The organism is Methylomonas subterranea, assembly GCF_024505185.1.
GTDB lineage: Bacteria > Pseudomonadota > Gammaproteobacteria > Methylococcales > Methylomonadaceae > Methylomonas > Methylomonas subterranea.
On record NZ_JANIBJ010000049.1, the window covers coordinates 1 to 25,571 of the forward strand.

The following is a 25,571-nucleotide window of genomic DNA, read 5'->3' on the forward strand; positions in this document are numbered from 1 at the left end:
GGGCAAGCGGGTAGTGGTGGAAGCGGGTGTGACCGACAGCTGGTGGAAATATGCCGGCAGCCATGGCAAAATCGTCGGCCTGGATCGTTTCGGCGAATCCGCGCCGGCCGGTCAACTCTTCAAGGAGTTCGGCTTTACCGTGGATAATGTCGTCGCCAACGTCGAAGCAGTGCTTTAATTAAGACCGTTCATACCGGCTTTCGCGGACAGGGTTCGCGCGAGCCGGCGTTTTAATCGCAGAGTAAGGTAAACACAATGAAAAAAACACAATTGAACCAAGGAATGCTCGTTGGGTTATTATTAGCCGCCTCCGCTGTAAATGCACAGGATTATCCTGCCGCTGATTTTCAGCCAAAAGTGTTGTTCAGGGATGAATCGGTTGTCGTTGAGCCGGCGGCATCCGCCGCGCAGCTTCTTTGCGTCAATCAGGCTGCTTCGGCGGGTCGGGAAGTTGTGGCGGAAGCGGATGCTAAATATCCGGCGAGCAGTTTTCAGCCGAAAGTGATTTTTAGTGAAAGCAATTAAGAATAAAAATTAAGCGATTGTGGCCAGTTTTTGTAATGGGCGCGTTACGTTCTAAAGAAGGTGTAAGCAACGCCAGCGTTGTGGTGCACGACATTAATACAATCAGGAGTATTCTCAAATGCAAAAAAACAGTTTGATGAATAGCTTATTTGGCATTTTGCCGCCGTTGTTTTTCGATAAGCCATCCGCGGGCGGCTCATTTGGAGACAGGAGCGATGCCAACGAAGAAAACAGTCAATTGACTGGCGTTGCCCGGTATATAAAAAAACTTGAGCAAACAGGTGTTGAGCGATATTTGTTGCGCTTGCAAGCGATTGAGGATGCCAAAAGGCCCGCAATCGAACAGTTCGAGCCCGAGCCCGAGGAGGAAATTCAGCTTGAAGAGCTTGTGGCGGAAGATGTCGTCGAAGAAATTGTTGAGGAACTGGCCGAGCCGGAAGAGGTAGTGGAAGCGGAGCCGGAACCGGAACCTAGCGGCGTCGAGAAATATCTATCCCGGCAAAACGAAAATCCCATAACAAGGGTGGCCAAATATTTGCTCAAACAATCGATTTTGTCTCGTGAGATTCCGGTTACCGGCGTTTCCAAATATTTGACGAGGCAAGGCCATGAGGGGCATGTGGTGACGGGAGTTGCCAAATATGTGACCCGCCAAAGTGTGCGCGAAAGTAGCGCCCCGGTTGTAACCGGGGTGGCTAAGTATGTGTTGAAAAATGAATTGCAGGCAAAGGATGCTCCCTTGGCGACTGGTGTTGCCAAATATGTCAGGAAGCAAACCTTATTGGCCAAGGATGCGCCCAAGGCCACGGGCGTGGATAAATACATAAGAGCGCTAGATAAAGCGGAGCAGGCTCAAACCGCGGCCACTGGCGTGGCCAAATTTGTCGCACAACAGGCGCTGATCGCTAAAAAGGCCGCGGCAGCCGAGTTGGCGGCGCGTTATCGGGAATTGGAGGCCAACATGCAAGCGGAACAAGCCCGGGAACAGGCGAAACAAGCCGAAGAGGCTCAAGAGAATGTCGAGTTGGCGGAGCAGGTGGTTGAAGGGTCCCGCGTCGCTCAATATATTGCCAAGCACGCGGCGGCCGAGACGGTCAGACCAACTGGCGTGGCTAGATATCTGGCCAAGCAAATTCAGTTGCAAAGCCAATTGGAGCCGATGAGCAGTGTTGAAAAATATCTGGCTAGACAGGCGGCTCTGGCTAGACAGCAGGCGCCGCAAACCGGCGTGAGTAGATATTTGGCCAAGCAGATTCTTCGGGCCAAGCCCGTGGTTTCCGTCAGTTCCGTCAGCAAGTATTTGCTGCGCCAGGAGTTGCAAGAAAAGGAAAGCGCCGAGCTAACCGGCGTGGCAAGATATATGTCCAAGCGCAGTTTATCGGTTAAGGACGTCGCGCCCGTTTCGGGTGTTGAGCGCTATCTGGCCAAGCATTCCAATGCGGACGACGCGGGCTTTGTCAGAACCACCGGCGTGGAAAAGTATCTGCGTAAACAAAACTGATATTTGCGTAAATGCTATTGAAAAACCAATGCTCTGTTGAGGGCGTTGGTTTTTTTTTGCGGGTAAAAGAGTGATAAAGTTGTCGCGGGGTCTACAGTTTTCTCAAACTGGTTTATTATGCAAATTTGCAAGATTTATCCAAGGATTCGAATGTTTCGTCATTACCTGTTTAGCCTGATAATTGCCATGCCGGGCATCGCCTTGGCCGAACAGGCGCTGGAGGAGCCGCCCGCCGTGCCGGAGCCTCCCGAGTTGCCGGCGCGCGTTCAGTCCGGGGAGGAAATGGAGCCCGATATCACCATTATCCGTAAAGGCAAGGATACTATTCAGGAATTCCGCAGGAATGGAAAACTTTACATGATCAAAGTGCAGCCTCAGGTGGGGCCGCCTTATTATTTTCTCGACAAGGATGGCGATGGGGTCATGGACGTAAAAAAGAGCGACCTGGATAAAAACATCAATATCAATCAGTGGTTATTGTTTGAATGGGATTAAAACATTGACCAATACCTTGCCGGGGATTGGCAAGGTAACTGGTTTATTCGGATACTTTCAATAACCAGCCGCCTTCCGCATCACATCTACTGACCTTGGATTTAAGCGAAACCGAAATGCGAACCACGGTATTTTTGATATCGGCCGGTAGCTTGCCTTTGACCAGATAAAAGCTTTCTTTGTCTTCCAGCGTGACCTCAATCGGTTGCTGTTTGATGCTGACATGAATGTGGCCGGGGCCGTTGCTGCCCGAAGCGGCAAAAGAAAACTCCGAACCGGGCGAAACAGTGGACATATGTTCGGGTGAATAGCGGCTTATTTTGGCTTTTATACAGTCCGCCGCGCCGCTGCCGCCGCCACTGTTATGGCCCCCGTGTCCCCCGGTTGACTGCGTCATGCCCTGACTGGAAAAGCCGACCAGGCATAATGCAATTAAAAGCTTGATGTTTTGCACGAAGGTCTCCTGATTTTCGTTCTTGTTCTTTTAAGCAGGCTCATTATAGGGCCTGATGGATTAACTTTGAAGCCTATTACCCAGTCGAGGGGCGCGCGCCGGATGTGAGGCGAATGGTAAGGTAGGCTGAAGGGTGCAAGTATCGGACGTGGTTGATGTTTGCGGGTAATTTGATTACATTGGCCCGGCGGTGAGGTCTTGCCGTATTCACAATAATAATAACGGGAGGGGATGATGTTGTTTTTGGCTAAATTATTTGGAGTGCTGACCTTGGTTTGGTTTTATTTGACGGCCAAGAATCATAATGCGCCACTGATCAATTGGTCGGTGATCGGCTTGATAGGATATTGGCTGACATGGTGGTTGGCGAAAATGTTGTTGGTGGTACCGTTGGCAGACTTGGTGCCCAAGCATTCGGTCGTTGAGTTTTTATTGACGCAAATGCCGGTCATTTGCGCGGTTGGCGCTTGTTATTTGATTAGAAAGAGATTGATAGCCAGTTTGTCGAATGTCGAATAATTGCAAAGTCGCGTTGATTACCGGAGCGGCGAAGCGTATCGGCGCCGCTTGTGCGCGTCTGTTGCATGCGCATGGTTACAATCTGGTACTGCATTACCATTCATCCGGACACGAAGCTTGCCAGCTGGCCGCGCAGTTGAATGGCTTGCGGCCGGGGTCGGCGGAGTTGGTTGCGGCGGACTTGTTGATATCGGCCGAGGTGTCCGGCTTGGCCGAACGCGCGCTTGGGCTGTGGGGCGGGCTGGATGTTCTGGTCAATAATGCATCTTTGTTTTACGCCGGGCAGGTTGGCGAGGTGGTCGAAACCGATTGGGATGATTTGTTGGCCGCCAACTTGAAGGCGCCTTTTTTTTTGTCTCAGGCCGTGGCGCCATCGCTGCGACAAAGAAGGGGCTGCATAATCAATATTGTCGATATCCATGCGGAGAGGGGCTTGCTTGGATTTCCGGTTTACAGTATTGCCAAGGCCGGCTTGGTTGCCATGACCAAATGTCTGGCCAAGGAATTGGCGCCGGAAGTGCGTGTCAATGCGGTTGCTCCCGGGGCAATTCTATGGCCGGATAATCAGCTCGGCGGCAAACAAAAGGCCGAAATTTTGCGGAAAGTGGCGTTGCGTCGTTGCGGCGAGGTTGAGGATATTGCCAAGGCGGTCGGTTTTTTGTGCGACGATGCGGAATATATGACCGGGCAAGTGCTGACAGTGGATGGAGGGAGGATGTTGTTCAGCTAAATCCAGTCCGGTTTGACCTTTCGCTGCGAGGCTTGGCTTTTGTCGAAATTTCGCCAAAGTTCCGCATAGGTCCGGCCGCTGACGGGGTGCTTTTCGTTGCCCGCAATTTCCGCCAGGGGTTCCAGGACGAAAGCATAGCGCTCGATTTCGTCTCTGGGGATTTGCAGGCGGCCGTCGTTGATGATTTGGTCGCCAAACAGTATTAAATCCAGGTCCAATGTACGGGCGGAAAATTTTTGCGATTCCCGGGCGCGGCCGTGATCCAGTTCAATTTGCCGTAACAGCTTGGCAATTTCCTTGGCTCCGAGACTGGATTCGAAACGTACGATCAGGTTATAAAAGCTGTCGCCAATGAAGCCGACCGGCTCCGTTTCAAAAAGGCTGGAGCACTCCAAGGTGCCAAAAGCTTGTTCCAACGCCTTTAGGCTGGACGGAATGTTGACTTCCTTGTCGATATTGCTGCCGATGCTGATATAGGCGGTTGGCATGTTATTTCTGTCCGCGCTCAATGATAATGCCGACGTCGCGGGCACGGCTAATTGCGCCTTTTTTGTTCAGAGTGATTTTTACCCAGGGAATGGGGAATTCGCCGAGCAGGATTTTGGCGATTTCCTCGATCAGGGTTTCCACCAAATAGAACTCGCTGGCCTCCACGAAGCCGACGACTCTGTCGGAAACGGTTTTGTAATCCAGGGTATGGGCGATATCGTCCGTGGCGGCGGCTCGCCGGATGTCGAAAGCCATTTCAATATCCAGGATGATTTTTTGTTTGATGCTGCGTTCCCATTCGTAAATACCTATTACGGTATCGATTTCGAGTCCGCCTAAAAAAATGATGTCCATTAGTGCTTTCCGGTTATTATATTTTTGTTACATCAGTATCGAGTAATTGGCTCGACTGTACAAGTCCCGATAAGAGAGGTTGGTTGAATGTTGGAATGGTTGCTCGTGCCCTTGGCTTATTTAACCGGTTCGGTTTCCAGCGCGATTATAGTGTGTCGCATGATGGGGCTGGCCGATCCAAGGGAAAATGGTTCCGGAAATCCTGGGGCGACCAATGTGATGCGGATCGGAGGCAAAAAAGCCGCGGCCATTACTTTGGCGGGCGATGCGTTGAAGGGCTTGATTCCGGTTTTATTGGCGAAAACCTTGGGCGTGGACAGTTTAATCTTGTCTTTCGTGGTGTTCGCGGCGTTTTTGGGTCATTTGTATCCGGTATTTTTTGGGTTTAAGGGCGGTAAGGGGGTGGCCACATCCTTGGGTGTGACGCTTGGCGTGGCATGGCCTTTGGGCTTGGCTGTCGCGTTGACTTGGTTTGCGGTTTATAAGGTAGGTAAAATTTCCTCATTGTCAGCCTTGGTAGCGGCTACGCTTGCGCCGTTTTATGTTTGGCTGATAGTCGGCGATGTTAATTTGATCGTGGTGTTTGTACTGATATCCTTGATATTGTTGTGGCGTCACAAGAGTAATATTCAACGCTTGTTGGCGGGTAAGGAGTTCTGACTAAATATTGAGTAACTCGTCCATCGGCCAGCGGGGGCGAGCGAAAATATTGAGATCCTGGCTTTGTTGGGCCAGCAGGCGCTGGCAGCCGGCATAGGCGATCATGGCGCCGTTATCGGTGCAAAATTGCGGGCGCGGGAAAAACAAGTCCGCGCGCGTTTGTTTACACATCTGTTCCAATTGGCGGCGAATTTCCAGATTGGCGCTAACGCCGCCGGCTACCAGCAAGCGGTTTAGTCCTGTTTGCTGAAGGGCACGTCTGCATTTAATGGCAAGTGTTTCCGCCATGGCTTGTTGAAAGGCGAAGGCAATGTCGGCTTTGTCCCGGCCGGATCGTTCGCTGTTTTGGTAGGTGTTCAGGGTGAAGGTTTTCAGGCCGCTGAAGCTGAAATCCAGGCCTGGTCTGTCAGTCATCGGTCGGGGAAATTTAAAACGCGGTTTGCCTTGGGCGGCTAATGTGGCTAAGGCCGGGCCGCCGGGATAATCGAGGCCTAGTAGTTTTGCGGTTTTGTCGAACGCTTCGCCGGCGGCGTCATCCAGCGATTCGCCCAGCAGGCGATAACGTCCAATCCCTTCCACCGTTATCAGCAAGGTATGTCCGCCGGATATCAGTAGCGCGACAAAAGGAAAATCGGGTGGTCGTTCTTCCAGCATCGGTGCCAGTAAATGGCCTTCCATGTGATGCACCGCAATCGCCGGGACTTGCCAAGCCCAGGCCAGGCTGCGAGCTGTCGCGGCGCCGACCAGTAGCGCGCCCATCAATCCGGGGCCCGCGGTGTAGGCGATGCCGCCGATGTCGGATGGTTTCAGTCGACTGTCTCGTAAAACTTGGCGGATAAGCGGGATTAATTTACGAACGTGGTCGCGGGAAGCCAGTTCGGGCACCACGCCGCCGTACTCGTTGTGTGTTTGAATCTGGCTGTGCAGGGTGTGGGCGATTAGACCCTTGTCGGCGTGATAAACGGCAACGGCTGTTTCGTCGCAAGAGGTTTCTATGCCTAAAACGTACATTAATTTTTTGAATAATAGTATTTTGTGGGTATAATCCGTCGGTTTTACAGGGCTGGTTTTGCCTGACGATTTTTTAAGATACTAACATAATTCGGATTTTTGATAATGCCATCAGTTAAAGTTAAAGAAAACGAACATTTCGATATCGCTATTCGTCGCTTCAAGCGCGCGTGTGAAAAAGCGGGTGTGTTGGCGGAAGTGCGTCGCCGCGAATTTTACGAAAAACCAACCACCGAGCGTAAGCGTAAAGGTGCCGCGGCTGTAAAACGTCATTTGAAAAAATTGGCGCGCGAGCGTTATGCGTTGAAAAACCTGCGTCGCGGTCGTCCGCAAACCTAAGGTTGCTTGATATGGATTTGTTGAAAGATCGTATCAAGGATGATATGAAGGCCTCGATGAAAAGTGGCGAAAAGGCCAGATTGGGCGTGATCCGCATGATGTTGGCGGCCATCAAGCAGGTTGAGGTCGATGAGCGTGTTGAGTTGGGGGATGATCGGGTGTTGGTTGTGCTTGACAAAATGCTCAAGCAGCGCCGCGAATCTATCAAGCAATTTCGCGATGCCAATCGGACAGACTTGGCGGAAATAGAGGAGGCCGAGGTTCTGGTAATCCAGGACTTCCTGCCGCAAGCCTTGACCGAGGCGGAAATTGATGTCTTGGTGGCTAAGGCTATTGCCGAGGTCGGTGCAACGTCGATCAAGGATATGGGGGCTGTTATGGCTATCCTGAAGCCGCAAATGCAGGGCCGGGCGGATATGGCGGTCGTTAGCGGAAGAATCAAGGCCGGTTTTTCGGCTTAAGCCGTCGTCTTTTTGTCGGTTATATGTCCGGCAGAATTCCAAAACAGTTCATAGATGATTTATTGGTGCGGGTCGATATTGTCGATCTGATCGATTCGCACGTCCCTCTCAGAAAAGCCGGCACTAATTATGTTGCCCGGTGTCCCTTTCATGCTGAAAAAACTCCCAGCTTTTCCGTCAGTCGCACTCGGCAGATGTATCACTGCTTTGGTTGCGGGGTCAGCGGCAATGCCATCAGCTTCCTGATGGATTACAGTCATTTGGGGTTCGTCGAGGCTGTTGAGGATTTGGCTGCTTTTGTCGGTGTCGAAGCGCCCAGAGAGGAACAGGGAGGCGGTTCGCCGGTTTCGGCCAGGGAGGATGTGTCCAGGCTTTACGCGGTAATGGAACAGGTTGCCGCATACTATGCCGAGCAATTGCGCGGAGCCGAAGGTGTAAAAGCGATGGATTACCTGAAGGCTCGGCAGCTAACCGGCGAGGTGGTGAGGGAGTTTGGTTTGGGTTATGCGCCTAATGGCTGGGATGGCTTGCTCGGCCGGTTCGATCGTCAGTCCCTTATTGATGCCGGCATGCTGGTGGTGCGCGACGACGGCAAGGTTTACGACAGGTTTCGTGGGCGCTTGATGTTTCCCATTCGCGATAAGCGTAAGCGTGTGATTGGCTTTGGGGGGCGGGTGTTGGATGATGCCTTGCCGAAATATCTCAATTCGCCCGAAACCGTGGTTTTTTCCAAAAGCAAGGAGCTTTACGGTTTGTGCGAGCTGTTGCAAAAAAACAGCAGGCCTGGGCGAATTTTGGTAGTGGAAGGTTATATGGATGTAATCGCCTTGGCGCAGTGCGGAGTCGAGAATGCGGTAGCTACGTTGGGTACCGCGACATCCAAAACGCATATCGATTTGCTGTTCCGGTTTGCCTCCGAACTGGTGTTCTGCTTTGACGGCGACAGCGCCGGTAGGCAGGCGGCCTGGAAGGCGACGGAAGCTGCCTTGCCCGCCCTGAAGGATGGTAGGCAAATCAGGATTATGTTGTTGCCGGGAGGCCATGATCCTGATTCGTTGATCAGGACGGAAGGGCAGGCGGAATTTCGTTCCAGGATAAATGGCGCGCTGGTGTTGTCCGATTATTTTTTTGAAAGTCTATCGGCTCAATTGGATTTGACTACCATTGAGGGACGTGCGCAGTTAATGGCGGCGGCCAAGCCGCAATTGGAGAAAATTCCGGCGGGTTTTTTTAGGGATATGATGTGGCGGAGGTTGGGCGAAATGGCGTCGTCCAGGCTGGTGGATGTTCCTGAAAACAAGGCTACACTTAGATCGGTAATTGGCGGGGTTGCGGGAAAGGCTGCTCAAAAAAGACCCAGTTTGGTGAGGCGCGTTTTGGCGTTGTTGATTCAGTATCCCTGGTTGCAAAGCGTGGCCGTTCGGCGGGATCTAAGTCTTGAGGGTTTGCAATATGCCGGCCAGGAATTGCTGAATGATGTTTTACGCAAGGTTGCCCTTGAAAAACCGGAAAATGGCGCAATCTTGTTGGAGTCTTATCGAGGATCGTCTTATGAAAGGGCTGTCACTGCCTTGGCCGGTATGGAGCTGAATGTGCCGGAGGGTGGCGAAGAGGCTGAATTTGCCGGGGCGTTGACGCAGTTGCGCCGGCAAGTCAGACAAGAAAAATTAAGCGAATTGTTGGCGAAAGACGGTCGGGAAGGGCTGACTTTGGAAGAAAAGCAGGTGTTGCGGGCGTTGTTGAAAGAAAGCATGTAGATGATTATGCGGTAATTTTCTGTTATAATGCTCTGTTCTGCGGCGCTTGGTGCTGAAACGTATTGTGAGTAAAGAATGAATCAAGAACAACAGCAATCCCAACTGAAACAGCTGATAGCAAAAGGCAAGGCCCAGGGTTATTTAACCTATGCCGAAGTTAACGATCACTTGCCTAGCGACATCATTGATCCCGAGCAGATAGACGATATTATCGGCATGATCAATGACATGGGTATCCAGGTCTACGAGGTTGCTCCGGACGACGACGATTCCCTGATTACCGCCGATACCGTTGTTTCCGCCGACGATGACGAAGAGGTTGCCGAAGTGGCGGCACTGGCGTCAGTCGATAGCGAATTCGGCCGCACCACGGATCCCGTGCGTTTGTATATGCGCGAAATGGGGTCCGTCGAATTGCTCACGCGCGAGCAAGAGCTGAAAATTGCCAAACGTATTGAAGAAGGCCAGCGGCAGGTTGTAGGTGCCATAGCCCGGTCCGGATTCATTGTGGATGAGTTCATAGAAACCTTCTCCGGCGTGGCCGATGAAGAGTCCAGCACAAGGCTGGGTGATCTGGTCCAGGGTTTTGTCGATTACAGCGACGTCGATGAAGTAGAGGTGGATGAGGTTGAAATAGAGGCGCCCGCGGAAGAAGCCGAAGACGAGGAAGTCAAGGCTATCGATTACAATGAGGTCAAGGAAAAAGTCGATTTGCTGAAAAAGGCGCTGAAGTCTGCTATGGCTGCCGTAAAAAAACATGGCTATGGTCATGACAAGACGGAAAAGGCTTTCGATGCCCTGAGCGAAATTTTTTCTCAGTTCAAATGGACGCCGCAGTATCTGAAAAGAATGACCTCAATTGCCGATGAGCTGATTGCGGCAATTCGCGAACAAGAAAAGCAGGTTATGGATGCTTGTGTGAAAAGAGCCAAGATGCCGCGGCGGGACTTTATTAATGCGTACTCTGAAAATGAAGCCCAATTAAACTGGTTGGATCAGTTCATCCTGGATAATCCCAAATATGCCGATGCGCTAAATGCCAATAGGGAAAAGATTCAGGCCGCGCAGCAGAAATTGGCCGACATCGAAGTTCAGCACGGATTGAGTATTGCGACTTTGAAAAATATTTGCCGCAATATTTCCTTGGGCGAGGCCAAGGCCAGACGCGCCAAAAAGGAGATGATAGAAGCCAACTTGCGTTTGGTAATCTCTATTGCCAAGAAGTACACCAACAGAGGCTTGCAGTTCCTGGATTTGATTCAGGAGGGTAATATCGGTTTGATGAAGGCTGTGGACAAGTTCGAATACCGCCGAGGTTATAAGTTTTCGACCTATGCGACCTGGTGGATTCGCCAAGCCATCACGCGCTCGATTGCGGATCAGGCGCGAACCATCCGGATTCCGGTGCATATGATAGAAACCATCAACAAGCTCAATCGCGTCTCCAGACAGATTTTGCAGGAGATGGGTCGGGAAGCGACGCCGGAAGAACTGGCGGAGCGCATGGAAATGCCCGAGGATAAAATTCGCAAGGTATTGAAAATCGCCAAGGAACCGATATCCATGGAAACGCCTATCGGCGACGATGAAGACTCGCATTTGGGTGATTTTATTGAAGACTCAAAGATGCTATCGCCGGTGGAATCTGCTACAATCGCCGGCCTTCGCGAATCGACGCAAAATGTGTTGGCGGGTTTGACAGCCCGAGAAGCGAAAGTATTGCGGATGCGTTTTGGCATCAACATGAATACCGACCATACTCTTGAAGAGGTCGGTAAGCAATTTGACGTTACCCGGGAAAGGATTCGTCAGATTGAGGCCAAAGCGCTTAGAAAGTTACGTCATCCGTCAAGGTCGGAGCAATTACGCTGCTTCCTGGACGGCGAATAAACGCCGGGCCCTTAGCTCAGTTGGTCAGAGCTTCCGACTCATAATCGGCAGGTCGTAGGTTCAAGTCCTACAGGGCCCACCATAATACCCAAGGCCGTTTTAAACGGCCTTTTCTATATTCACACTATTTAATCGCGAGGTGTGTCACCGTGAATAATAACTATCTTTTTACCTCTGAGTCCGTATCCGAAGGCCATCCCGACAAAGTGGCCGACCAGATTTCCGACGCAGTTGTCGATGCCTTATTGGCGCAAGACCCGCGTTCCAGGGTGGCATGCGAAACATTGGTAAAAACCGGCATGGTGATTCTGGCGGGAGAAATCACCACCGATGCTTGGGTGGACACTGAAGAATTGGTCAGAAAAGTGGTTTGCGAAATCGGCTACGACCACGGAGACATTGGTTTCGACGGTAACAGCTGCGCGGTGTTGAATGCCATAGGCAAGCAGTCCGCGGACATCGCCATGGGGGTGGACGAATCGGAAAATCACGAACAAGGTGCCGGTGACCAAGGCTTGATGTTCGGTTATGCCAGCAACGAAACCGACGTGTTCATGCCGGCCCCGATTACCTATTCGCATCGTCTGGTGGAAAGACAAGCCCAATTGCGTAAAAACAAAACGCTACCTTGGTTGCGTCCGGATGCCAAAAGCCAGGTGACTTTTCGTTATGAAAACAACAAACCCGTGGCAATCGATGCCGTGGTGTTGTCCACCCAGCATGCGCCGGAAGTCGGCGGCAAAATGCTGGAAGAAGCGGTCATGGATGAGATCATCCTGCCTACTTTGCCGGCGGAATGGCTGCACAAAGACACCAAATATTTCATCAACCCGACCGGTCAGTTCATCATCGGCGGCCCCGTCGGCGACTGCGGCTTGACCGGCCGTAAAATTATCGTCGATACCTACGGCGGCATGGCCAGACACGGCGGCGGCGCCTTCTCCGGTAAAGACCCGTCCAAAGTGGATAGATCGGCAGCCTATATGGCCCGCTATGTGGCGAAAAACATCGTTGCCGCCGGTTTGGCCGAACGTTGCGAGATTCAGGTTTCTTACGCCATCGGCGTGGCCGAGCCGACCTCCATCACCGTGGAAACCTTCGGTACCGGTAAAGTGGAAGAGTCCAGATTGGTCAAAATTGTCCGCGAGCATTTCGATTTGAGACCGAAAGGCCTGATTGCACAATTGGACTTGTTGAAACCGATTTACCGCCCGACAGCCGCTTACGGACATTTCGGCCGTAACGAAGCCAGCTTCAGCTGGGAAAAAACCGATAAAGCGGAAGCGTTGAAAGACGCCGCCGGCATTTAAAATTTAGGGAGCATCAGAATGAGCCAAACCGATTACAAAGTCGCCGATATCAACTTGGCGGACTGGGGCCGGAAGGAAATCAACATCGCCGAAACCGAAATGCCGGGTCTGATGGCCTTGCGGGCCGAATTCGGCGCGCAACAGCCGTTAAAGGGCGCGCGCATCGCCGGTTGTTTGCATATGACGATTCAGACCGCGGTACTGATTGAAACCCTGACCGCGCTGGGCGCCGAAGTGCGCTGGTCTTCCTGCAATATTTTCTCCACCCAAGACCACGCGGCGGCGGCGATTGCGGCGGCCGGTATCCCTGTATTCGCCTGGAAAGGCGAAACCGAGGCCGAAGCCGAATGGTGTATAGAGCAAACCATACTGGGACCTGACGGCTGGCGTCCTAACATGATTCTGGACGACGGCGGCGACTTGACCAACATGATGCACGACAAATTCCCGGAATTGATGGCCAACGTCAAGGGATTGTCGGAAGAAACCACCACCGGCGTGTTGCGTTTGACCGAGCGGGTTGCCAAGGGCACGCTGAAAGTGCCGGCCTTCAACGTTAACGACTCCGTGACAAAATCCAAATTCGACAATCTGTACGGTTGCCGCGAATCTTTGGTCGACGGTATCAAACGCGCCACCGATGTGATGGTGGCGGGTAAGATCGCCGTGGTCTGCGGTTACGGCGACGTCGGTAAGGGCTGCGCGCAATCCTTGCGCGGCTTGGGCGCCACCGTGCTGATTACCGAAATAGACCCGATTTGCGCCTTGCAGGCGGCCATGGAAGGCTACCGCGTGGTGACCATGGACGAAGCGGCGGCTATCGCCAATATTTTCGTTACCGCCACGGGCAACGTGCACGTGATTACCCATGAGCACATGAAGGCCATGCGCGACCAAGCCATCGTCTGCAACATCGGTCACTTCGACTCCGAAATCGACATCGCGTCCTTGCGTCAATACACTTGGGAAAACATCAAGCCGCAGGTCGACCATGTGATTTTCCCGGACGGTAAACGCCTCATCGTGTTGGCGGAAGGTCGCTTGGTGAATCTGGGGTGCGCTACAGGACACCCCAGCTTCGTGATGTCAAATTCTTTTTGCAACCAAGTATTGGCGCAACTCGAATTGTGGGCCAATGCCGACCAATACGAGAACAAAGTCTATATTTTGCCGAAAAAATTGGACGAAAAAGTAGCTCGCGCGCATCTGGCGCAAATCGGCGTGAAACTGACCCAATTGAGCCCGGAGCAAGCTGCTTACATCAATGTCCCGGTGGAAGGTCCGTACAAACCGGATCATTACCGTTACTAAGCGTTTAATTGACTCAATAAAAGGGGCTGAAAAGCCCCTTTTTCAGTTTTGACCGATGAATAATCAAACTCTTGTTAAACGCGACTTGGCCGTGCTCTGGCATCCCTGCAGCCAGATGAAGGATCATGAGCAACTACCGCTGATTCCGATCAAATCCGGCCAGGGTGTGTGGTTGGAGGATTTCAACGGCAAGCGCTATCTGGATGCAATCAGTTCCTGGTGGGTAAACCTGTTCGGGCATTGTAATCCCGTGATCAACCACGCCGTCAAAGCCCAGTTGGATACCCTGGAGCACGTGATTTTGGGCGGTTTTACCCATCGAGCGGCGGTGGAGTTGGCGGAAAAGCTGGTGGAAATCACGCCCTCCGGCCTGGATAAATGCTTTTATGCCGATAATGGCTCGTCGGCAATCGAAATTGCCTTGAAAATGAGCTTTCACTATTGGCGCAATCTCGGGATAAACCGAAAAACCAAATTCATTACGCTGGAAAACAGTTACCACGGCGAAACCTTGGGGGCGTTGGCGGTAGGCAATGTGGCCCTGTATAAGGAAACCTACGCGCCCTTGCTGATGGACGTGATCAGCGTTCCCAGTCCGGACTGCTATAACCGCGAGGTGGGAGAAAGCTGGTCAGACTATTCCATCCGCCGTTTTGCCGAGATGGAGCAAACCCTGGCGCGGCATGCCGATTCGGTCTGCGCGGTGATAGTCGAGCCGCTGGTGCAATGCGCCGGCGGCATGCGCATGTACGATCCGGTCTATTTGAAATTGTTAAGGCAAGCGTGCGATAAATACCATGTGCATCTGATTGCCGATGAAATAGCGGTCGGCTTTGGCCGTACCGGGACGCTGTTTGCCTGCGAGCAGGCCGCCATCAGTCCGGATTTCATCTGTTTGTCCAAGGGGCTGACCGGCGGCTATCTGCCGTTGTCGGCGGTATTGACCACTGACGCGGTTTACCGGGCCTTTTACGACGATTATCAAAACCTGACGGCCTTTTTGCACTCGCATAGCTATACCGGCAACGCTCTGGGCTGTAGCGCGGCGCTGGCGACCATAGACCTGTTTCAAACCCGGGATGTACTGGGCAGTAATCGTCGCTTGGCCGCCGCGCTGGCCAAAGCCACCGAACGCTTCAAAAGCCACCCTCACGTCGCCGAAGTCCGTCAAACCGGTATGATCGTGGCGATAGAGCTGGTTAAAAACAAGGCGGGCCGAGAAGCCTATCCCTGGCGGGAGCGGCGGGGATTGCTGGTCTACCAATATGCGTTGTCGCAAGGAGTATTACTGCGCCCGTTGGGTAATGTGATTTATTTTATGCCGCCTTATGTGATCAGCGAAGCGGAAATAGCGCTGATGGCCGAAGTGGCATGGCAAGGCATTCAACTGGCGACCGGGGTCTGATGCGCGTTTCCCGTCTGTATGTCAACGCATCGCTAAATGCCGGCAGCCGTATCGAACTGGATGAGGATGCCGCGCATTATGTGCGTAGCGTGCTGCGCTTAAGGCAGGATCAGAGCATTGTGTTGTTCAACGGACTTGGCGGCGAATATCTGGGCCGCTTCAGCGAAGTCAGCCGCAAATGCGTGCGGGTTGAGATCGAACGCTATTTGGAGCGCGACGTGGAGTCGCCGTTGACGGTGATTTTGGGTATGGGCATTTCCCGTGGCGACCGCATGGACTGGGCCGTGCAAAAGGCGGTGGAGTTGGGCGTGGCCCAATTGACGCCCTTATTTACCGAACGCTGCGTGACCAAACTCAGCGGTGACAAACAACTGCAACGCCTGCGGCACTGGCGGCAGATTGCGCTGCACGCCGCCGAGCAATCAGGCCGTACGCGTCCGCCGGTGATGGACGAGATTGCCGAGTTTACGGATTGGTTGGGCCGACAGCAGGGCTTGCGGTTATTTCTGGATCCTTGCGCCAATCAAACATTGGCGGACTGCCAGCCGCAAGCCATGCGGGTTACTTTGTTGTCCGGCCCGGAAGGCGGTTTCAGCGATGCCGAGAGGCAGTTGGCCAAGGCGGCGGGCTTTATCCCGGTCAGAATGGGCGCGCGGATTTTACGCACCGAAACCGCCGTGTTGTCGGCATTGAGCGCGGTGCAAATGCTGTGGGGAGATTTTCGCTGATGGGTCGGTTGACCATGATATTGGCGCCGCCGGCCTTGATCGTGCTGTTGTCCGCGCTTGCCAGCCTGTTGGGATTTGGCTTGCTGCAATTGGCGGGTGACCTGTTACCGCTGCACAAGGTGATCAGTAAATTGACCCTGATCCTGTTGATTCTGAGTATTTTTCCGTTACGAACAGCGCTGCGTCTGAGCTGGACGGATTTGGGCTTTGCGCCGGCGCCGAAATTCTTCAAGCAGATGGGGCAAGGCCTGCTGTTTGCCGTGTTGACCTTGGCGCCGGTGCTGTTGTTGCTGTATGCGCTGGACGTGCATGTCTGGGATTCATCCAGGAGTTGGACATTCGGCAAGGTGTTGGAAAAAGCCGCCATATCCTTGTTCTTGGCCTTGTTGATCGGTGTTGTCGAGGAAATGCTGTTTCGCGGCTTGCTGTTAAGCGCCTTGCGGCGCCACATGCCGCTGCTGGCCGCCATAGGCGTCAGTGCGTTTTATTATGCGGCGTTGCATTTTTTTAAAAGCCAAACCCATATTCCGTACGCCGAACAAACACTTGGCAGCGGGTTTAGGTTGATGGCGGAAGCCTTCGTCAATTGGCTGGATCCCGTCTATTTGAGCGCCTTGTTGGCCCTGTTTGTGGTCGGGGTGTTTTTGGCTGTACTCAGAACCCGCGTGCCGCAAAGCCTGGGTTTATGCGTCGGCTGCCATGCGGGGTGGGTCTGGCAGATAAAATTCAGCAAGGATTTGTGCAACCTCAATCCGCTGTCGGAATATCTGTATTTGGTCAATACCGCCTATGACGGCGTGGTGGGGCCTTTGGTCGGAGCCTGGTTGGCCATGGCGGTGTGGGGCTGGCTACTCATCGGACAACCCGCGCGATCGGAAAGCTGAGAGCCGGCAATAAGGCGGGGGAGTCGGCGGGACGATTCGTTGTCTTTTTCGTATTAGCAGTATTTAATATTGATATGGGAAATCAAAATAAAAATATCGTGGTGCACCGGCCGAAAGACCTCTCGGTAAAATGGGCTCAACACATCGTTAACCGTTTTGCGCCCGACGCCAAAGTGTTCGGCGTCGAGGTTTATTCAGTGGATGTGGGTACATCCACGCGGCTGCGGGCCGAAGTGCGCCATGATGCCAATGACCTGATTCCCGCGCGCTGGTTCATCAAAACCCCATCATTGGCCCTGAAGCCGCGCCTGATTACAGCGCTGCCGCGTTTTTTGCATAAAGAGGTAAGCTTTTACCGCTCGCTTTCCCCGGACATTCCGCTTAAATTACCGCGCATTTTGGCGGCGGAAAGCCGTTTCGGGCGTGGTTCCACGCTGGTAATGAGCGATCTGGCCGAACATGATTTCAGGCCGGGAATGGCTGCCGATGCGCTGACTTATGAGCAGGCCAGCCGGGTGATCAGCCACTTGGCGCAACTGCATGGTCATTATCGGAACCAGCCCGGCCTATTGCACGGCCAACGCTGGCTAAACGGCTTCTCCCACCAAATGGAAACCCACATGGGTACCTTGATGGCTTACCCTTTTATGAAACGCGGTCTGCATGAGGCCGGCGGCTTGATCGGGAAAAAGCTTCACCGGCCGGCGCTGAATTACGCCGCCAACCGGCGCACCATCAAACAATTATTGAATACGGATACCAAAACCCTGGTGCACTACGACTGCCATCCCGGCAATATATTTTGGGCGGGAACCGAGCCGGGTTTTCTGGATTGGCAGTTAGTGCGTATCGGCGAAGGGATAGGCGACGTGGCCTATTTTTTGGCGACAGCGCTGGAACCGCAAGTCCGGCGTAAACATGAAATCAGTCTGTTGAATCAGTATGTCGAGCAATTGGCCAACACCGGGGCGGTCGGGCTGGATGAAGATAATCTGCTGCGGCGTTATCGGATGCATCTGGTCTATCCGTTCGAGGCCATGGTGGTGACGCTGGCGATAGGCGGCATGATGCGGCGCGAAGCCAATCTCGAGTTGATTAAAAGAGCTACGGCGGCAGTGGATGATCACGACAGTTTCGCCATGATCAAAACATAAGCCTCCGGCGAGGCACAAGCCATGCGGGTGGGCATTTTTTGTTGAGGCTCCGCGAGCTCTGAAAGAAACTCCTCAACCATTCGGCGTTTGTGAAGCGAAGGGTGGATAAGCCCTTCGCTTCATCCAACATGATTGCCGGCCGCGCTACGCTTATCCAGCCTAAGTTTGTTTTATGCTGTTTCGACTGAATAGTTACCAAAATTCTTAATCAACGCGTGGCCGCATATCGATCGGCAATACCTTGCAACGTCAGTCTTACCAGTTCTTGCGCGCGCGCGGCATCGGCACTTTCCGCATAGCAGCGTAACTCCGGGGCATTGCCCGACGGCCGCAGATGGACGATTTCGCCGTTGTTGAAGATCAGGCGCAAGCCGTCGGTTAAATCGCGCCGGACCACGGAACCCAGTGCAGTGCCCCATAAGCCTTGATAGGCGGCATCGTCGCTTTGCAGGCTTGCAAGCAAGGCTTGGCTGTGGGCGGTGGGGAAATCCCGCAGACGGTCGCTGGCGGTATAGCGTTGCGGCAGTTGGGCGGTCAGGGCCGATAATGGGCAGTTTCGTCGTTTGGCCATCGCCAACAACACCAGAGCCGGTAACACGGCGTCCCTGGTGGGCAGCGCGGCCAGCCTGCGGCCGGCAACCTGTAAGCCATTGCCCGCCAAAAAGCCGCCGTTGGCTTCAAAGCCGGCCACGCTTTCGCTGCCGCCCGCCTCGGCCTGTTCCATGCCGGCAATCACATACGGCGAGCCGATGCGGGTGCGAATGACCCGTTTGAAGGCGGCGGAGGTTTCGATGGCGGTATTGCAACTGACGGGAGTCACCACGGTGTCGGCGCCTAAAAACCGCGCGCACAGCAAGCCGACGATATCGCCGCGTAGCCAGTTACCGGTTTCATCGGCAATCAGCGGCCGGTCGCCGTCGCCGTCGGTGGAAATGATGGCGTCCAGGCCATATTCCTTGGCCCAGTCCAGCCCCCGTTGACGGTCCGTCTCGCTGACGGCTTCGGTATCGATGGGCACGAAGGTGTCGGTCCGGGCCAAGCTAATCACATCGGCGCCCAACGCGGACAAAATATCGCGCAAGCAGTCGCGGGCCACGCTGGAGTGTTCGTAAATGCCGACCCGCCAGCCGGCCAATAAATCCCGCTCGAATAATGCGATATAGCGATGTTTGTAAATTTTCAACGCCTCGGAATTAACCGGTGGCATGCCGTCTTCGGCGAATTCCGCAACGTCGACCACTGCTTGTGTAATGGCGGCCTCGTCGGCTTTGCTGATTTCGCCTTCGGCCCGGTAGAACTTGATGCCGTTACGGTCGAAGGGAATGTGACTGCCGGTCACCATGATGGCCGGTATATGTCGCGACATAGCGTAAAAGGCCAGGGCCGGGGTCGGCAAGGCGCCGCAGAAAACCGTTTCGCAGCCTGCCTGTTTAATTGCCGCCGCGCAGGCCTGGACGATGCCGGGACTGGACGGGCGCAAGTCCATGCCCAGGGCGATTTTCCGGCCCGGTTCGGCCAGATTCAAGCCCTGCAAAAATGCCAAGGTGTAGGCCGCGCAAACCTGGTCGGTCATTTGGCTGACCAAGCCGCGCGCGCCGCTGGTGCCGAACGCCACGCCGCTGTCGGCCATCATATTTTGGATGTTGATGCTAGTCATGAATTGAGTGTTCGATGCGTCTAAAAAAGGTGTTAACGTTTGCGCCGGCTACCGCCGCCCAGCAATGAGCCCAATACGCCGCGGATCAACTGTTTGCCCACTTCGCGGCCGATGGTGCTGGCGGCGCTTTTGGCGGCGGATTCCAGTACGCCTTGACGTCTGCCGCCGCGCGGGCCGGTGCTGCCCAATAATATATCGGCCAAACCGAAGCCGCCGTCGGACGCCGCTTGCCGGCTTGCCGTTGATTTTTGCGCGGGCGCGGTCATCTCCTCGGCGCGGCCTTGCAGAATTTCGTAGGCCGATTCCCTATCGATCTGTTTTTCGTAATGGCCGTAAATTACCGATTTTTCAATGGCCTGCCGGCGCTCGTTGTCGTTGGCGGGGCCGATGCGGGAACAGGGCGGTTTGATCAGGGCGCGTTCCACCGGCAGTGGCGTGCCTTTTTCATCCAGAAACGATACCAGCGCTTCGCCGACACCGAGTTCGGTAATGGCGCTTGCCACATCCAGGCCGGGATTGCTTCTGAAGGTTTCCGCCGCCGCCTTGACGGCTTTCTGGTCGCGCGGGGTAAAGGCGCGCAAGGCGTGTTGCACCCGGTTACCGAGTTGGCCGAGGATTACATCCGGAATATCCAGCGGATTTTGGCTGACGAAATACACGCCGACCGCCTTGGAACGAATCAGCCGCACCACTTGCTCGATTTTTTGCAGCAAGGCCGGTGGCGCGTCGTTGAACAATAAATGCGCTTCGTCAAAGAAAAATACCAGCTTGGGTTTGTCCAGATCGCCGGCTTCCGGCAGATTTTCGAACAGTTCGGACAATAGCCACAGCAACAGCGTGGCGTAGACGCGCGGCGAGTTGTATAGGGTGTCGGCGGCCAGAATATTGATTACCCCCCGGCCGCCTTCGGTTTGCAGCAAGTCGTTAAAATCCAGGGACGGTTCGCCGAACAAGTTTTCGCCGCCTTCGTGCTCCAGTTGCAACAAGCCGCGTTGAATGGCGCCGACGCTGGCGGCGGAAATGCTGCCGTATTCGCCGCGCAGTTCCGAGGCGTTGTCGGCGGCAAACTGCAGCATGGCCCGCAAATCCTTCAAATCCAATAACAGCCAACCGTTATCGTCGGCGACTTTAAAGGCGGCGGTTAACACGCCGGCCTGGGTATCGTTGAGGTTCAACATGCGGGCCAGCAGCAAGGGCCCCATTTCCGAGATGGTGGAACGCAAGGGATGGCCCTTTACGCCGAATACGTCCCAGAACAGGGTCGGCGCGGCCCGATACACAAAATCCTTCAGTCCCAATTCCCGGGCCCGCGTTTCAACTTTGTTGTTGCCGCCGCCTTCCCGGCAGATGCCGGACAAATCGCCTTTCACGTCGGCCATGAACACCGGCACGCCGATGTCTGAGAAACTTTCCGCCAGGGTTTGCAGCGTGATGGTTTTGCCGGTGCCGGTAGCGCCGGCTATCAAGCCGTGGCGGTTGGCCATGGCCGGCAATATGCCGCGGGCGCCGGCGTTGGAGTGGGCAATTACGAGCGGTTCGGTCATGACTATGGCCCTAAAAGTAAATAAACGACGGCAACCATATCACGCTTCAAGCACTCAGGCATCCTGTCGCGCTGTCGGGTCCGGAGGATGCGGTATGCAACGCTGGCGGCTTAAACCGGTCTTTATCGGTCGGCGGCAAAGCCTTTTTGTAAAACGCCGTTGCGGTAGTACTTGCCGATATCGATACCATAGTCCCCCGCCCTGACGATGCCTTTGATCGTCAGCAGTTTGCCGCGCTCGTCCAACGGCATATCCGCCAGATTGGTTACTTTTTCCGGCAGGGGTTGCCTGTCCGCGTCCAGCAAAACGATGATTTTCGGCCGCAGTCTGGCCAGTTCGTTGATCTCCACCACAATCGCAATCGCCCCGTTGGTCAGTTTGACCACGCAGCCGGGCGGGTAGACGCCCAGTGACTCGATGAATTTGGTGACCAGTCTTTCTTCCAGATTGACTCCGCTCATATCGGCCATGATGCCGGTGGCTTCCAGGTGGGTGCGGCCTTTTTGATAGACCCTGTCGCTGGTCATGGCGTCGTAAATATCGGCGATGGTCACCATGCGGGTGAACAGGGGAATGTCCCGTTGGTTCAAACGGTTGGGGTAACCTTGGCCGTTCAGCATTTCGTGATGCATCAATGCGGTCTTGATGGCGCCGGGATACATGTTATCGCTGGATTGCAGCAACTCGTAGCCTTTGGTGGTATGGCCGCGCATGATCTCCATTTCGTCCGGCTCCAAGCGGCCGGGTTTGTTCAATATGGTGTCCGGCACCAGCATTTTGCCCATGTCGTGCATCAAGCCGCACAAACCGACATTTTGCAGGTTGGTATCGGACAGGTTGATGTGGCGGCCGAGTACGATGGACAGCACGCAGACATTCAAACTGTGTTGCGCTGTGTATTCGTCCCGGTTTTTCAGTTGAATCAACCATAAAAAAGCATCCGGGGATTGCAAAATACTGTTGACGCATTCCGCTACCGCCTCCTTGGCCTGTTTGGTGTCGATGGCCTTGCCGTGGCTGACCTGCTGCATGGTACCCGCCACGTAACGGCTCATTTGCCGATAAACATCTTCCGCCCGGCCGATTTCCGTTTCGAAACTGCCCAATTTGGGCGGTGGGCTGCCGTAATCCATCGCCGGTTCAGTCAGGGGTTTGTTATGGGTGGCAAATTTGCCCAGTCGGCGCTTACGCTGGATGGTGGTGTCGATGTACACATAATTGCAATGCTCGCGCAATTTAAACAGCTCGGCTTCGCTGGTGATTTCGAATCCTTGGAACAGGAACGGGCTTTCCAGCCAGGGACGATCCAATTCGATCACATACATGCCGATTTTCAACAGGCCGACCGGTGTGTAAAGGCGCTCGGGCACGCTGTATTCGACCGCCTTTTCGACAGGCTTTTTGGTCTTGTGCAAGATTCGCCAGATTTTTCGTAACAGCATCAAGGTTTCGCTTCAACAAGGTGAGCAATCAGAATGCAGCCGACAATGACATGCCGGAATTGGGCTTGCGCCGAATCGCAATAGTATTCCCCATCCCAGGATAATAGCCGGCGGGCATGACGGGTTGGCAGCATAAACCAAAATCGGTCCATGATTCTTGGAAACAGTCGGCGATAATGGGCCTGCGCGGGTTTATCCATGGCTTAGGCGGACGGCACCGCAACCACCTGGGCAAAACCGCCGCCCGGCGTGCGGAAGTTGGTGGTTTGGCCTTGATAGAGGCGGGCGCAAACGGTCTGGGTTTGGCCCCGGTAGACATAGTGGCGCAAGTCCAGCTTCAATTCGACCGCCTCGGCGTCGATTTGCAATTGCCTTTCGCTGGGTTGTACCAGTTCTTGGGCCACGTACTCGGTCTGCAGAATCTCTCCGAATACCCGCCGGGTCAGTTTGTCGCCGCGATAGGCGGCCTTGCCGCCGTAACCCTTGGCCGGTTTGAAAAATAACTGTTTGCGCTGTTGCCAGAGAGCATCGGCCTGTTGCTCAGCCACCCGCACGGTTTTGGCGATGCCTTTTAATAAAATGTCTTGCGTGGCCTTGTCCACGCCCATGGTTGCCAAGGCAAGCGGATCGGTCAGCAGGGCCAGATTGCGTTTGTCGGCATACAGGGCGTGGCTTCTGGGGTGCGGCGTCACCACGACGGCGCCGGCCAGATAGGCTTGTAGCAAGGCCTGTTGCTCCGGTTGTTCCAGGGCAAAATCGGTCAGGCGGTTGTAGACCAGGTCGATAACGGCTTGGCCGCGCCAAAGCCGGCCGTCGCGAAAAGTCAGTTCGCCGGGGTCGCAAATCAAGGCCTCAATGCCATGCTTGGCGAACAGGTTTTGAAACAGCAGAAATTCCGGCAGCATGTATTGGCGGTCCGGTTCCTGGTCGACGATGGCGACCTGCCGCAAAGGCCGAGCGCGGCCTTCCAGGCCCCATTCGTTTTGAAACATACCGATAATGGCTTGTTCGGCCTCCAGCGCCACATGGGGGAAATCCAGCTGGCAAGGGCAGCTTTCACAGGGGGAGTGGGCCTTGTTCAGCAGCAGATTGATCAGGGCGCCGCCGGCATTGGTGTTGATTTCGATTAACTTCGGCCCCTCGTCGTCCAGATGAAAGTCGTAACCCAGAAATACACCGTCGGCCTTGGGTTGAAAGTGCGCCGATGACGGCGCGTATGCCAGTACCCTCTGTTGATAGGCCGGCAAGGTGACCGCCTTTTCGATGGCCGCAATGATGTCGCGCTGTTTTTGCAGGTTGGTTTCGGCCACGAACACCGCGGCGTCGGCAATCATATGCGGCCGCTCCTCGCATATCATCCGGCATAGGCTATCGCCGTGAGGCTGGGCCGCCAGTTCCCGCCGCAGTTGCCGACGATCCAGCGACAGGCAATGACAGTCACGATTGAGTTGTTTGGCGCGCTGCGGCCCCAGCTGGTTATCGAAAACAGTCATGCAAGCTTGAAAGGTGCGGAAAGGCGGAATATTTCCGGCGTCGGGGCGGTTGCGGCGGCGCCGGTAACGTTAGATTGATGAGTCGGTCAATCGCGGAAATTATTGAATTGCAGCGGCTGCCCCAGGTCTTCGCCGCGCAGCATTTGAATCACTTCCTGCAAATCGTCGCGTTTTTTACCGGTTACGCGCAGTTTGTCGCCGTTGATGGCGGCTTGTACCTTCAGTTTTTTGTCCTTGATGATTTTGACGATCTTCTTCGCCAGATCGCTTTCTATGCCTTGTTTCAGGACGATGGATTGTTGGGCGGTTTTGCCGGTATCCTGAATCTTGCCGCTTTCCAGGCAGGCGATGTCGATACCGCGCTTGCCCATCTTGGTATACAGAATCGGCAGCATTTGCTGCAATTGAAAGCTTGATTCGGCTTTCATGACGATGTTGTTGTCCTTGTCCAATTCGAAATTGGCATTGCTGCCCTTGAAATCGAAGCGGGTGGCGACTTCCTTGTTGGCCTGATCAACGGCGTTGGTCACTTCGTGGCTGTCCAGTTCGGAGACGATATCGAATGATGGCATAGTGTTGATTTGCAAGTGGAAAAAAGGCGGGTCACTATAAAGGCGATGCCGGACGAATTCAAGCTCTATCCGCGCGGCGGATTGGGTTACACTGATTGGGCAATATTATAAACAGTATGACAGGGGGAAAAACCATGAAGCCCGGATTTAAGCGGATTTTATTGGCGGCGTGCCTGCTATGCGCGGGTGGCGGGGCTCTGACCGGCTGCGATTCCAAACCGCCGCAAGCGCCGGCCGGCAAAACCGCCGCGGAAAAATATACCCAGCAAAAAACCTTGCAAGGTTTGGTCAGCAACGACGACGGACCGGTGAAAGCCGGTATCGTCAAAGCCTTGACCGAGTCCGGCCGGGTTTTGGCGGAAGTCGGCTTGAGCGATGATCCGCGTTATCGCATGGAAGTGCCGGCCGGTACCGTGCTGCCGATAATACTGGCTTATTACCCTTCGGCGGAGGCCGGCGAGGAACAGCGCATGGTTGCGGTGGTGGTGCATGCGGCCGCCAGCAAGTTCGACATCAACCAACTCAGTACCCGGATTGCCCGGCAGGCCAAAGCCTTGGGCGGCTATACGCATAAAAATCTGGTCAGCGCGGCGGAAGGAACCGCCAGCGTGCCCGCCAGCAACAAAACCACCGCCGGATTTCGCGGCGATCCCACCACTCAATACGGCGGCTGGCATTAAAACTTGCATTTCAAATGGTACTTTTGTACCCGGTAGCGCAAGGTCTCCCGGGTGGTGCCCAGCATGCGGGCCGCGGCGGTGACGTTGGCGTCGGTACGGTTCAAGGCTTCCTGGATGATGAATTTTTCCATTTCGTGCAGGCTCAGGCTGCCGTCCAGCGGAATGAACAAGCCTTCCCGATCGGTGCGCGGCGCGGCTGGCGCCGC

At 54.3% G+C, this 25,571-nt stretch carries 28 protein-coding genes and 1 tRNA gene; 19 read left to right on the forward strand and 10 right to left on the reverse strand.

Annotated elements, in window-relative coordinates:
* The 4 genes from NP590_RS20645 to NP590_RS18660 form a co-directional block, all read left to right on the forward strand.
* The coding region (locus tag NP590_RS20645) for a transketolase-like TK C-terminal-containing protein (protein ID WP_371927331.1) at nt 1–178 on the forward strand (178 nt) is incomplete at its 5' end.
* A gap of 77 nt (nt 179–255) precedes the next feature.
* Complete coding sequence (locus tag NP590_RS18650) at nt 256–525, forward strand: hypothetical protein (RefSeq protein WP_256604201.1); 270 nt, start codon at nt 256–258, stop codon at nt 523–525.
* A 118-nt stretch (nt 526–643) separates the two neighbouring features.
* Nucleotides 644–2,026 carry a hypothetical protein gene (locus NP590_RS18655; RefSeq protein WP_256604202.1) on the forward strand — a complete coding sequence of 461 codons (1,383 nt, stop codon included), beginning with the start codon at nt 644–646 and terminating at the stop codon, nt 2,024–2,026.
* A gap of 150 nt (nt 2,027–2,176) precedes the next feature.
* Nucleotides 2,177–2,521, forward strand: coding sequence for a DUF2782 domain-containing protein (locus NP590_RS18660; RefSeq protein WP_256604203.1), 345 nt, complete (start codon nt 2,177–2,179; stop codon nt 2,519–2,521).
* A 43-nt stretch (nt 2,522–2,564) separates the two neighbouring features.
* On the opposite strand, the gene NP590_RS18665 is transcribed toward NP590_RS18660, so the two are convergent.
* Nucleotides 2,565–2,975 (reverse strand): hypothetical protein, encoded by a 411-nt coding sequence (locus NP590_RS18665; RefSeq protein ID WP_256604204.1) that lies wholly within the window; start codon nt 2,973–2,975, stop codon nt 2,565–2,567.
* Between the two features lie 234 nt (nt 2,976–3,209).
* On the opposite strand from NP590_RS18665, the gene NP590_RS18670 reads away from it, so the two are divergent.
* Both NP590_RS18670 and NP590_RS18675 read left to right on the forward strand, forming a co-directional pair.
* Nucleotides 3,210–3,494, forward strand: a complete 285-nt coding sequence (locus NP590_RS18670; protein ID WP_256604205.1) for a hypothetical protein — start codon at nt 3,210–3,212, stop codon at nt 3,492–3,494.
* Nucleotides 3,484–4,224, forward strand: a complete 741-nt coding sequence (locus tag NP590_RS18675) for a pteridine reductase (protein WP_256604206.1) — start codon at nt 3,484–3,486, stop codon at nt 4,222–4,224. The genes NP590_RS18670 and NP590_RS18675 overlap by 11 nt, the downstream gene beginning before the upstream one ends.
* Here the strand turns inward: NP590_RS18675 and folK are convergent.
* Nucleotides 4,221–4,712: a 2-amino-4-hydroxy-6-hydroxymethyldihydropteridine diphosphokinase gene (folK, locus tag NP590_RS18680; protein WP_256604207.1), complete on the reverse strand. Its 492-nt coding sequence runs from the start codon at nt 4,710–4,712 to the stop codon at nt 4,221–4,223. The two genes, NP590_RS18675 and folK, sit on opposite strands and share 4 nt — an antisense overlap.
* Before the next feature lies 1 nt (nt 4,713).
* Nucleotides 4,714–5,067: a dihydroneopterin aldolase gene (gene folB, locus NP590_RS18685; protein ID WP_256604208.1), complete on the reverse strand. Its 354-nt coding sequence runs from the start codon at nt 5,065–5,067 to the stop codon at nt 4,714–4,716.
* Between the two features lie 87 nt (nt 5,068–5,154).
* Between folB and plsY the strand changes: the two genes are divergently transcribed.
* Nucleotides 5,155–5,727 (forward strand): glycerol-3-phosphate 1-O-acyltransferase PlsY, encoded by a 573-nt coding sequence (gene plsY / locus NP590_RS18690; RefSeq protein WP_256604209.1) that lies wholly within the window; start codon nt 5,155–5,157, stop codon nt 5,725–5,727.
* On the opposite strand, the gene tsaD is transcribed toward plsY, so the two are convergent.
* A complete protein-coding gene (gene tsaD, locus NP590_RS18695) occupies nt 5,728–6,738 on the reverse strand; it encodes a tRNA (adenosine(37)-N6)-threonylcarbamoyltransferase complex transferase subunit TsaD (RefSeq protein WP_256604210.1) in 1,011 nt (336 codons plus the stop codon).
* 105 nt (nt 6,739–6,843) lie between these two features.
* On the opposite strand from tsaD, the gene rpsU reads away from it, so the two are divergent.
* The 11 genes from rpsU to NP590_RS18750 all read left to right on the forward strand — a co-directional run bounded on the left by rpsU (nt 6,844) and on the right by NP590_RS18750 (nt 17,977).
* Complete coding sequence (gene rpsU / locus NP590_RS18700) at nt 6,844–7,077, forward strand: 30S ribosomal protein S21 (RefSeq protein WP_013817466.1); 234 nt, start codon at nt 6,844–6,846, stop codon at nt 7,075–7,077.
* Nucleotides 7,078–7,088: 11 nt separating this feature from the next.
* Nucleotides 7,089–7,538: a GatB/YqeY domain-containing protein gene (locus tag NP590_RS18705; RefSeq protein WP_256604211.1), complete on the forward strand. Its 450-nt coding sequence runs from the start codon at nt 7,089–7,091 to the stop codon at nt 7,536–7,538.
* Between the two features lie 23 nt (nt 7,539–7,561).
* Complete coding sequence (dnaG, locus tag NP590_RS18710) at nt 7,562–9,295, forward strand: DNA primase (protein ID WP_256604212.1); 1,734 nt, start codon at nt 7,562–7,564, stop codon at nt 9,293–9,295.
* A gap of 75 nt (nt 9,296–9,370) precedes the next feature.
* Nucleotides 9,371–11,185, forward strand: coding sequence for an RNA polymerase sigma factor RpoD (gene rpoD, locus NP590_RS18715; protein WP_256604213.1), 1,815 nt, complete (start codon nt 9,371–9,373; stop codon nt 11,183–11,185).
* 5 nt (nt 11,186–11,190) lie between these two features.
* Nucleotides 11,191–11,267: transfer RNA gene (locus tag NP590_RS18720), tRNA-Ile, on the forward strand.
* Between the two features lie 67 nt (nt 11,268–11,334).
* Nucleotides 11,335–12,495, forward strand: a complete 1,161-nt coding sequence (metK, locus tag NP590_RS18725) for a methionine adenosyltransferase (protein WP_256604214.1) — start codon at nt 11,335–11,337, stop codon at nt 12,493–12,495.
* A gap of 18 nt (nt 12,496–12,513) precedes the next feature.
* The gene (ahcY, locus tag NP590_RS18730) at nt 12,514–13,806 is read left to right on the forward strand and encodes an adenosylhomocysteinase (RefSeq protein ID WP_256604215.1); all 1,293 of its coding nucleotides are present in this window, start codon (nt 12,514–12,516) and stop codon (nt 13,804–13,806) included.
* Nucleotides 13,807–13,861: 55 nt separating this feature from the next.
* The gene (locus tag NP590_RS18735; protein ID WP_256604216.1) at nt 13,862–15,211 is read left to right on the forward strand and encodes an adenosylmethionine--8-amino-7-oxononanoate transaminase; all 1,350 of its coding nucleotides are present in this window, start codon (nt 13,862–13,864) and stop codon (nt 15,209–15,211) included.
* Nucleotides 15,211–15,939: a 16S rRNA (uracil(1498)-N(3))-methyltransferase gene (locus tag NP590_RS18740; protein WP_256604226.1), complete on the forward strand. Its 729-nt coding sequence runs from the start codon at nt 15,211–15,213 to the stop codon at nt 15,937–15,939. Before NP590_RS18735 ends, NP590_RS18740 begins: the two co-directional genes overlap by 1 nt.
* Nucleotides 15,939–16,823, forward strand: a complete 885-nt coding sequence (locus NP590_RS18745) for a CPBP family intramembrane glutamic endopeptidase (protein ID WP_256604217.1) — start codon at nt 15,939–15,941, stop codon at nt 16,821–16,823. The genes NP590_RS18740 and NP590_RS18745 overlap by 1 nt, the downstream gene beginning before the upstream one ends.
* 74 nt (nt 16,824–16,897) lie before the next feature.
* Complete coding sequence (locus NP590_RS18750; protein WP_256604218.1) at nt 16,898–17,977, forward strand: phosphotransferase; 1,080 nt, start codon at nt 16,898–16,900, stop codon at nt 17,975–17,977.
* A 208-nt stretch (nt 17,978–18,185) separates the two neighbouring features.
* Here NP590_RS18750 and NP590_RS18755 read toward each other — a convergent pair whose 3' ends face one another.
* From NP590_RS18755 to NP590_RS18775, 5 genes are all read right to left on the reverse strand, one after another.
* Complete coding sequence (locus NP590_RS18755; protein ID WP_256604219.1) at nt 18,186–19,634, reverse strand: phosphomannomutase; 1,449 nt, start codon at nt 19,632–19,634, stop codon at nt 18,186–18,188.
* Nucleotides 19,635–19,666: 32 nt separating this feature from the next.
* Nucleotides 19,667–21,178 carry a helicase HerA-like domain-containing protein gene (locus NP590_RS18760; RefSeq protein ID WP_256604220.1) on the reverse strand — a complete coding sequence of 504 codons (1,512 nt, stop codon included), beginning with the start codon at nt 21,176–21,178 and terminating at the stop codon, nt 19,667–19,669.
* Between the two features lie 122 nt (nt 21,179–21,300).
* Nucleotides 21,301–22,620 carry a cyclic di-GMP phosphodiesterase gene (locus tag NP590_RS18765; protein ID WP_256604221.1) on the reverse strand — a complete coding sequence of 440 codons (1,320 nt, stop codon included), beginning with the start codon at nt 22,618–22,620 and terminating at the stop codon, nt 21,301–21,303.
* Between the two features lie 203 nt (nt 22,621–22,823).
* Complete coding sequence (locus NP590_RS18770) at nt 22,824–24,113, reverse strand: hypothetical protein (protein WP_256604222.1); 1,290 nt, start codon at nt 24,111–24,113, stop codon at nt 22,824–22,826.
* Between the two features lie 86 nt (nt 24,114–24,199).
* Nucleotides 24,200–24,685 (reverse strand): YajQ family cyclic di-GMP-binding protein, encoded by a 486-nt coding sequence (locus NP590_RS18775; RefSeq protein ID WP_256604223.1) that lies wholly within the window; start codon nt 24,683–24,685, stop codon nt 24,200–24,202.
* A gap of 134 nt (nt 24,686–24,819) precedes the next feature.
* Here NP590_RS18775 and NP590_RS18780 point away from each other — a divergent pair, with 134 nt between their 5' ends.
* The gene (locus NP590_RS18780; protein ID WP_256604224.1) at nt 24,820–25,365 is read left to right on the forward strand and encodes a hypothetical protein; all 546 of its coding nucleotides are present in this window, start codon (nt 24,820–24,822) and stop codon (nt 25,363–25,365) included.
* On the opposite strand, the gene NP590_RS18785 is transcribed toward NP590_RS18780, so the two are convergent.
* Nucleotides 25,362–25,571: helix-turn-helix domain-containing protein (locus NP590_RS18785; RefSeq protein WP_256604225.1), on the reverse strand; the 210-nt coding region annotated here is incomplete at its 5' end. The two genes, NP590_RS18780 and NP590_RS18785, sit on opposite strands and share 4 nt — an antisense overlap.

What these genes read in the sequence shown, in the direction of transcription:
- NP590_RS18650 (WP_256604201.1), top strand. Translation starts at nt 256, where the DNA reads ATGAAAAAAACACAATTGAACCAAGGAATGCTCGTTGGGTTATTATTA.
- NP590_RS18655 (WP_256604202.1), top strand. Translation starts at nt 644, where the DNA reads ATGCAAAAAAACAGTTTGATGAATAGCTTATTTGGCATTTTGCCGCCG.
- NP590_RS18660 (WP_256604203.1), top strand. Translation starts at nt 2,177, where the DNA reads ATGTTTCGTCATTACCTGTTTAGCCTGATAATTGCCATGCCGGGCATC.
- NP590_RS18670 (WP_256604205.1), top strand. Translation starts at nt 3,210, where the DNA reads ATGTTGTTTTTGGCTAAATTATTTGGAGTGCTGACCTTGGTTTGGTTT.
- NP590_RS18675 (WP_256604206.1), top strand. Translation starts at nt 3,484, where the DNA reads ATGTCGAATAATTGCAAAGTCGCGTTGATTACCGGAGCGGCGAAGCGT.
- folK (WP_256604207.1), bottom strand. Translation starts at nt 4,712, where the DNA reads ATGCCAACCGCCTATATCAGCATCGGCAGCAATATCGACAAGGAAGTC.
- folB (WP_256604208.1), bottom strand. Translation starts at nt 5,067, where the DNA reads ATGGACATCATTTTTTTAGGCGGACTCGAAATCGATACCGTAATAGGT.
- plsY (WP_256604209.1), top strand. Translation starts at nt 5,155, where the DNA reads ATGTTGGAATGGTTGCTCGTGCCCTTGGCTTATTTAACCGGTTCGGTT.
- tsaD (WP_256604210.1), bottom strand. Translation starts at nt 6,738, where the DNA reads ATGTACGTTTTAGGCATAGAAACCTCTTGCGACGAAACAGCCGTTGCC.
- rpsU (WP_013817466.1), top strand. Translation starts at nt 6,844, where the DNA reads ATGCCATCAGTTAAAGTTAAAGAAAACGAACATTTCGATATCGCTATT.
- NP590_RS18705 (WP_256604211.1), top strand. Translation starts at nt 7,089, where the DNA reads ATGGATTTGTTGAAAGATCGTATCAAGGATGATATGAAGGCCTCGATG.
- dnaG (WP_256604212.1), top strand. Translation starts at nt 7,562, where the DNA reads ATGTCCGGCAGAATTCCAAAACAGTTCATAGATGATTTATTGGTGCGG.
- rpoD (WP_256604213.1), top strand. Translation starts at nt 9,371, where the DNA reads ATGAATCAAGAACAACAGCAATCCCAACTGAAACAGCTGATAGCAAAA.
- ahcY (WP_256604215.1), top strand. Translation starts at nt 12,514, where the DNA reads ATGAGCCAAACCGATTACAAAGTCGCCGATATCAACTTGGCGGACTGG.
- NP590_RS18735 (WP_256604216.1), top strand. Translation starts at nt 13,862, where the DNA reads ATGAATAATCAAACTCTTGTTAAACGCGACTTGGCCGTGCTCTGGCAT.
- NP590_RS18740 (WP_256604226.1), top strand. Translation starts at nt 15,211, where the DNA reads ATGCGCGTTTCCCGTCTGTATGTCAACGCATCGCTAAATGCCGGCAGC.
- NP590_RS18745 (WP_256604217.1), top strand. Translation starts at nt 15,939, where the DNA reads ATGGGTCGGTTGACCATGATATTGGCGCCGCCGGCCTTGATCGTGCTG.
- NP590_RS18750 (WP_256604218.1), top strand. Translation starts at nt 16,898, where the DNA reads ATGGGAAATCAAAATAAAAATATCGTGGTGCACCGGCCGAAAGACCTC.
- NP590_RS18755 (WP_256604219.1), bottom strand. Translation starts at nt 19,634, where the DNA reads ATGACTAGCATCAACATCCAAAATATGATGGCCGACAGCGGCGTGGCG.
- NP590_RS18760 (WP_256604220.1), bottom strand. Translation starts at nt 21,178, where the DNA reads ATGACCGAACCGCTCGTAATTGCCCACTCCAACGCCGGCGCCCGCGGC.
- NP590_RS18765 (WP_256604221.1), bottom strand. Translation starts at nt 22,620, where the DNA reads ATGCTGTTACGAAAAATCTGGCGAATCTTGCACAAGACCAAAAAGCCT.
- NP590_RS18770 (WP_256604222.1), bottom strand. Translation starts at nt 24,113, where the DNA reads ATGACTGTTTTCGATAACCAGCTGGGGCCGCAGCGCGCCAAACAACTC.
- NP590_RS18775 (WP_256604223.1), bottom strand. Translation starts at nt 24,685, where the DNA reads ATGCCATCATTCGATATCGTCTCCGAACTGGACAGCCACGAAGTGACC.
- NP590_RS18780 (WP_256604224.1), top strand. Translation starts at nt 24,820, where the DNA reads ATGAAGCCCGGATTTAAGCGGATTTTATTGGCGGCGTGCCTGCTATGC.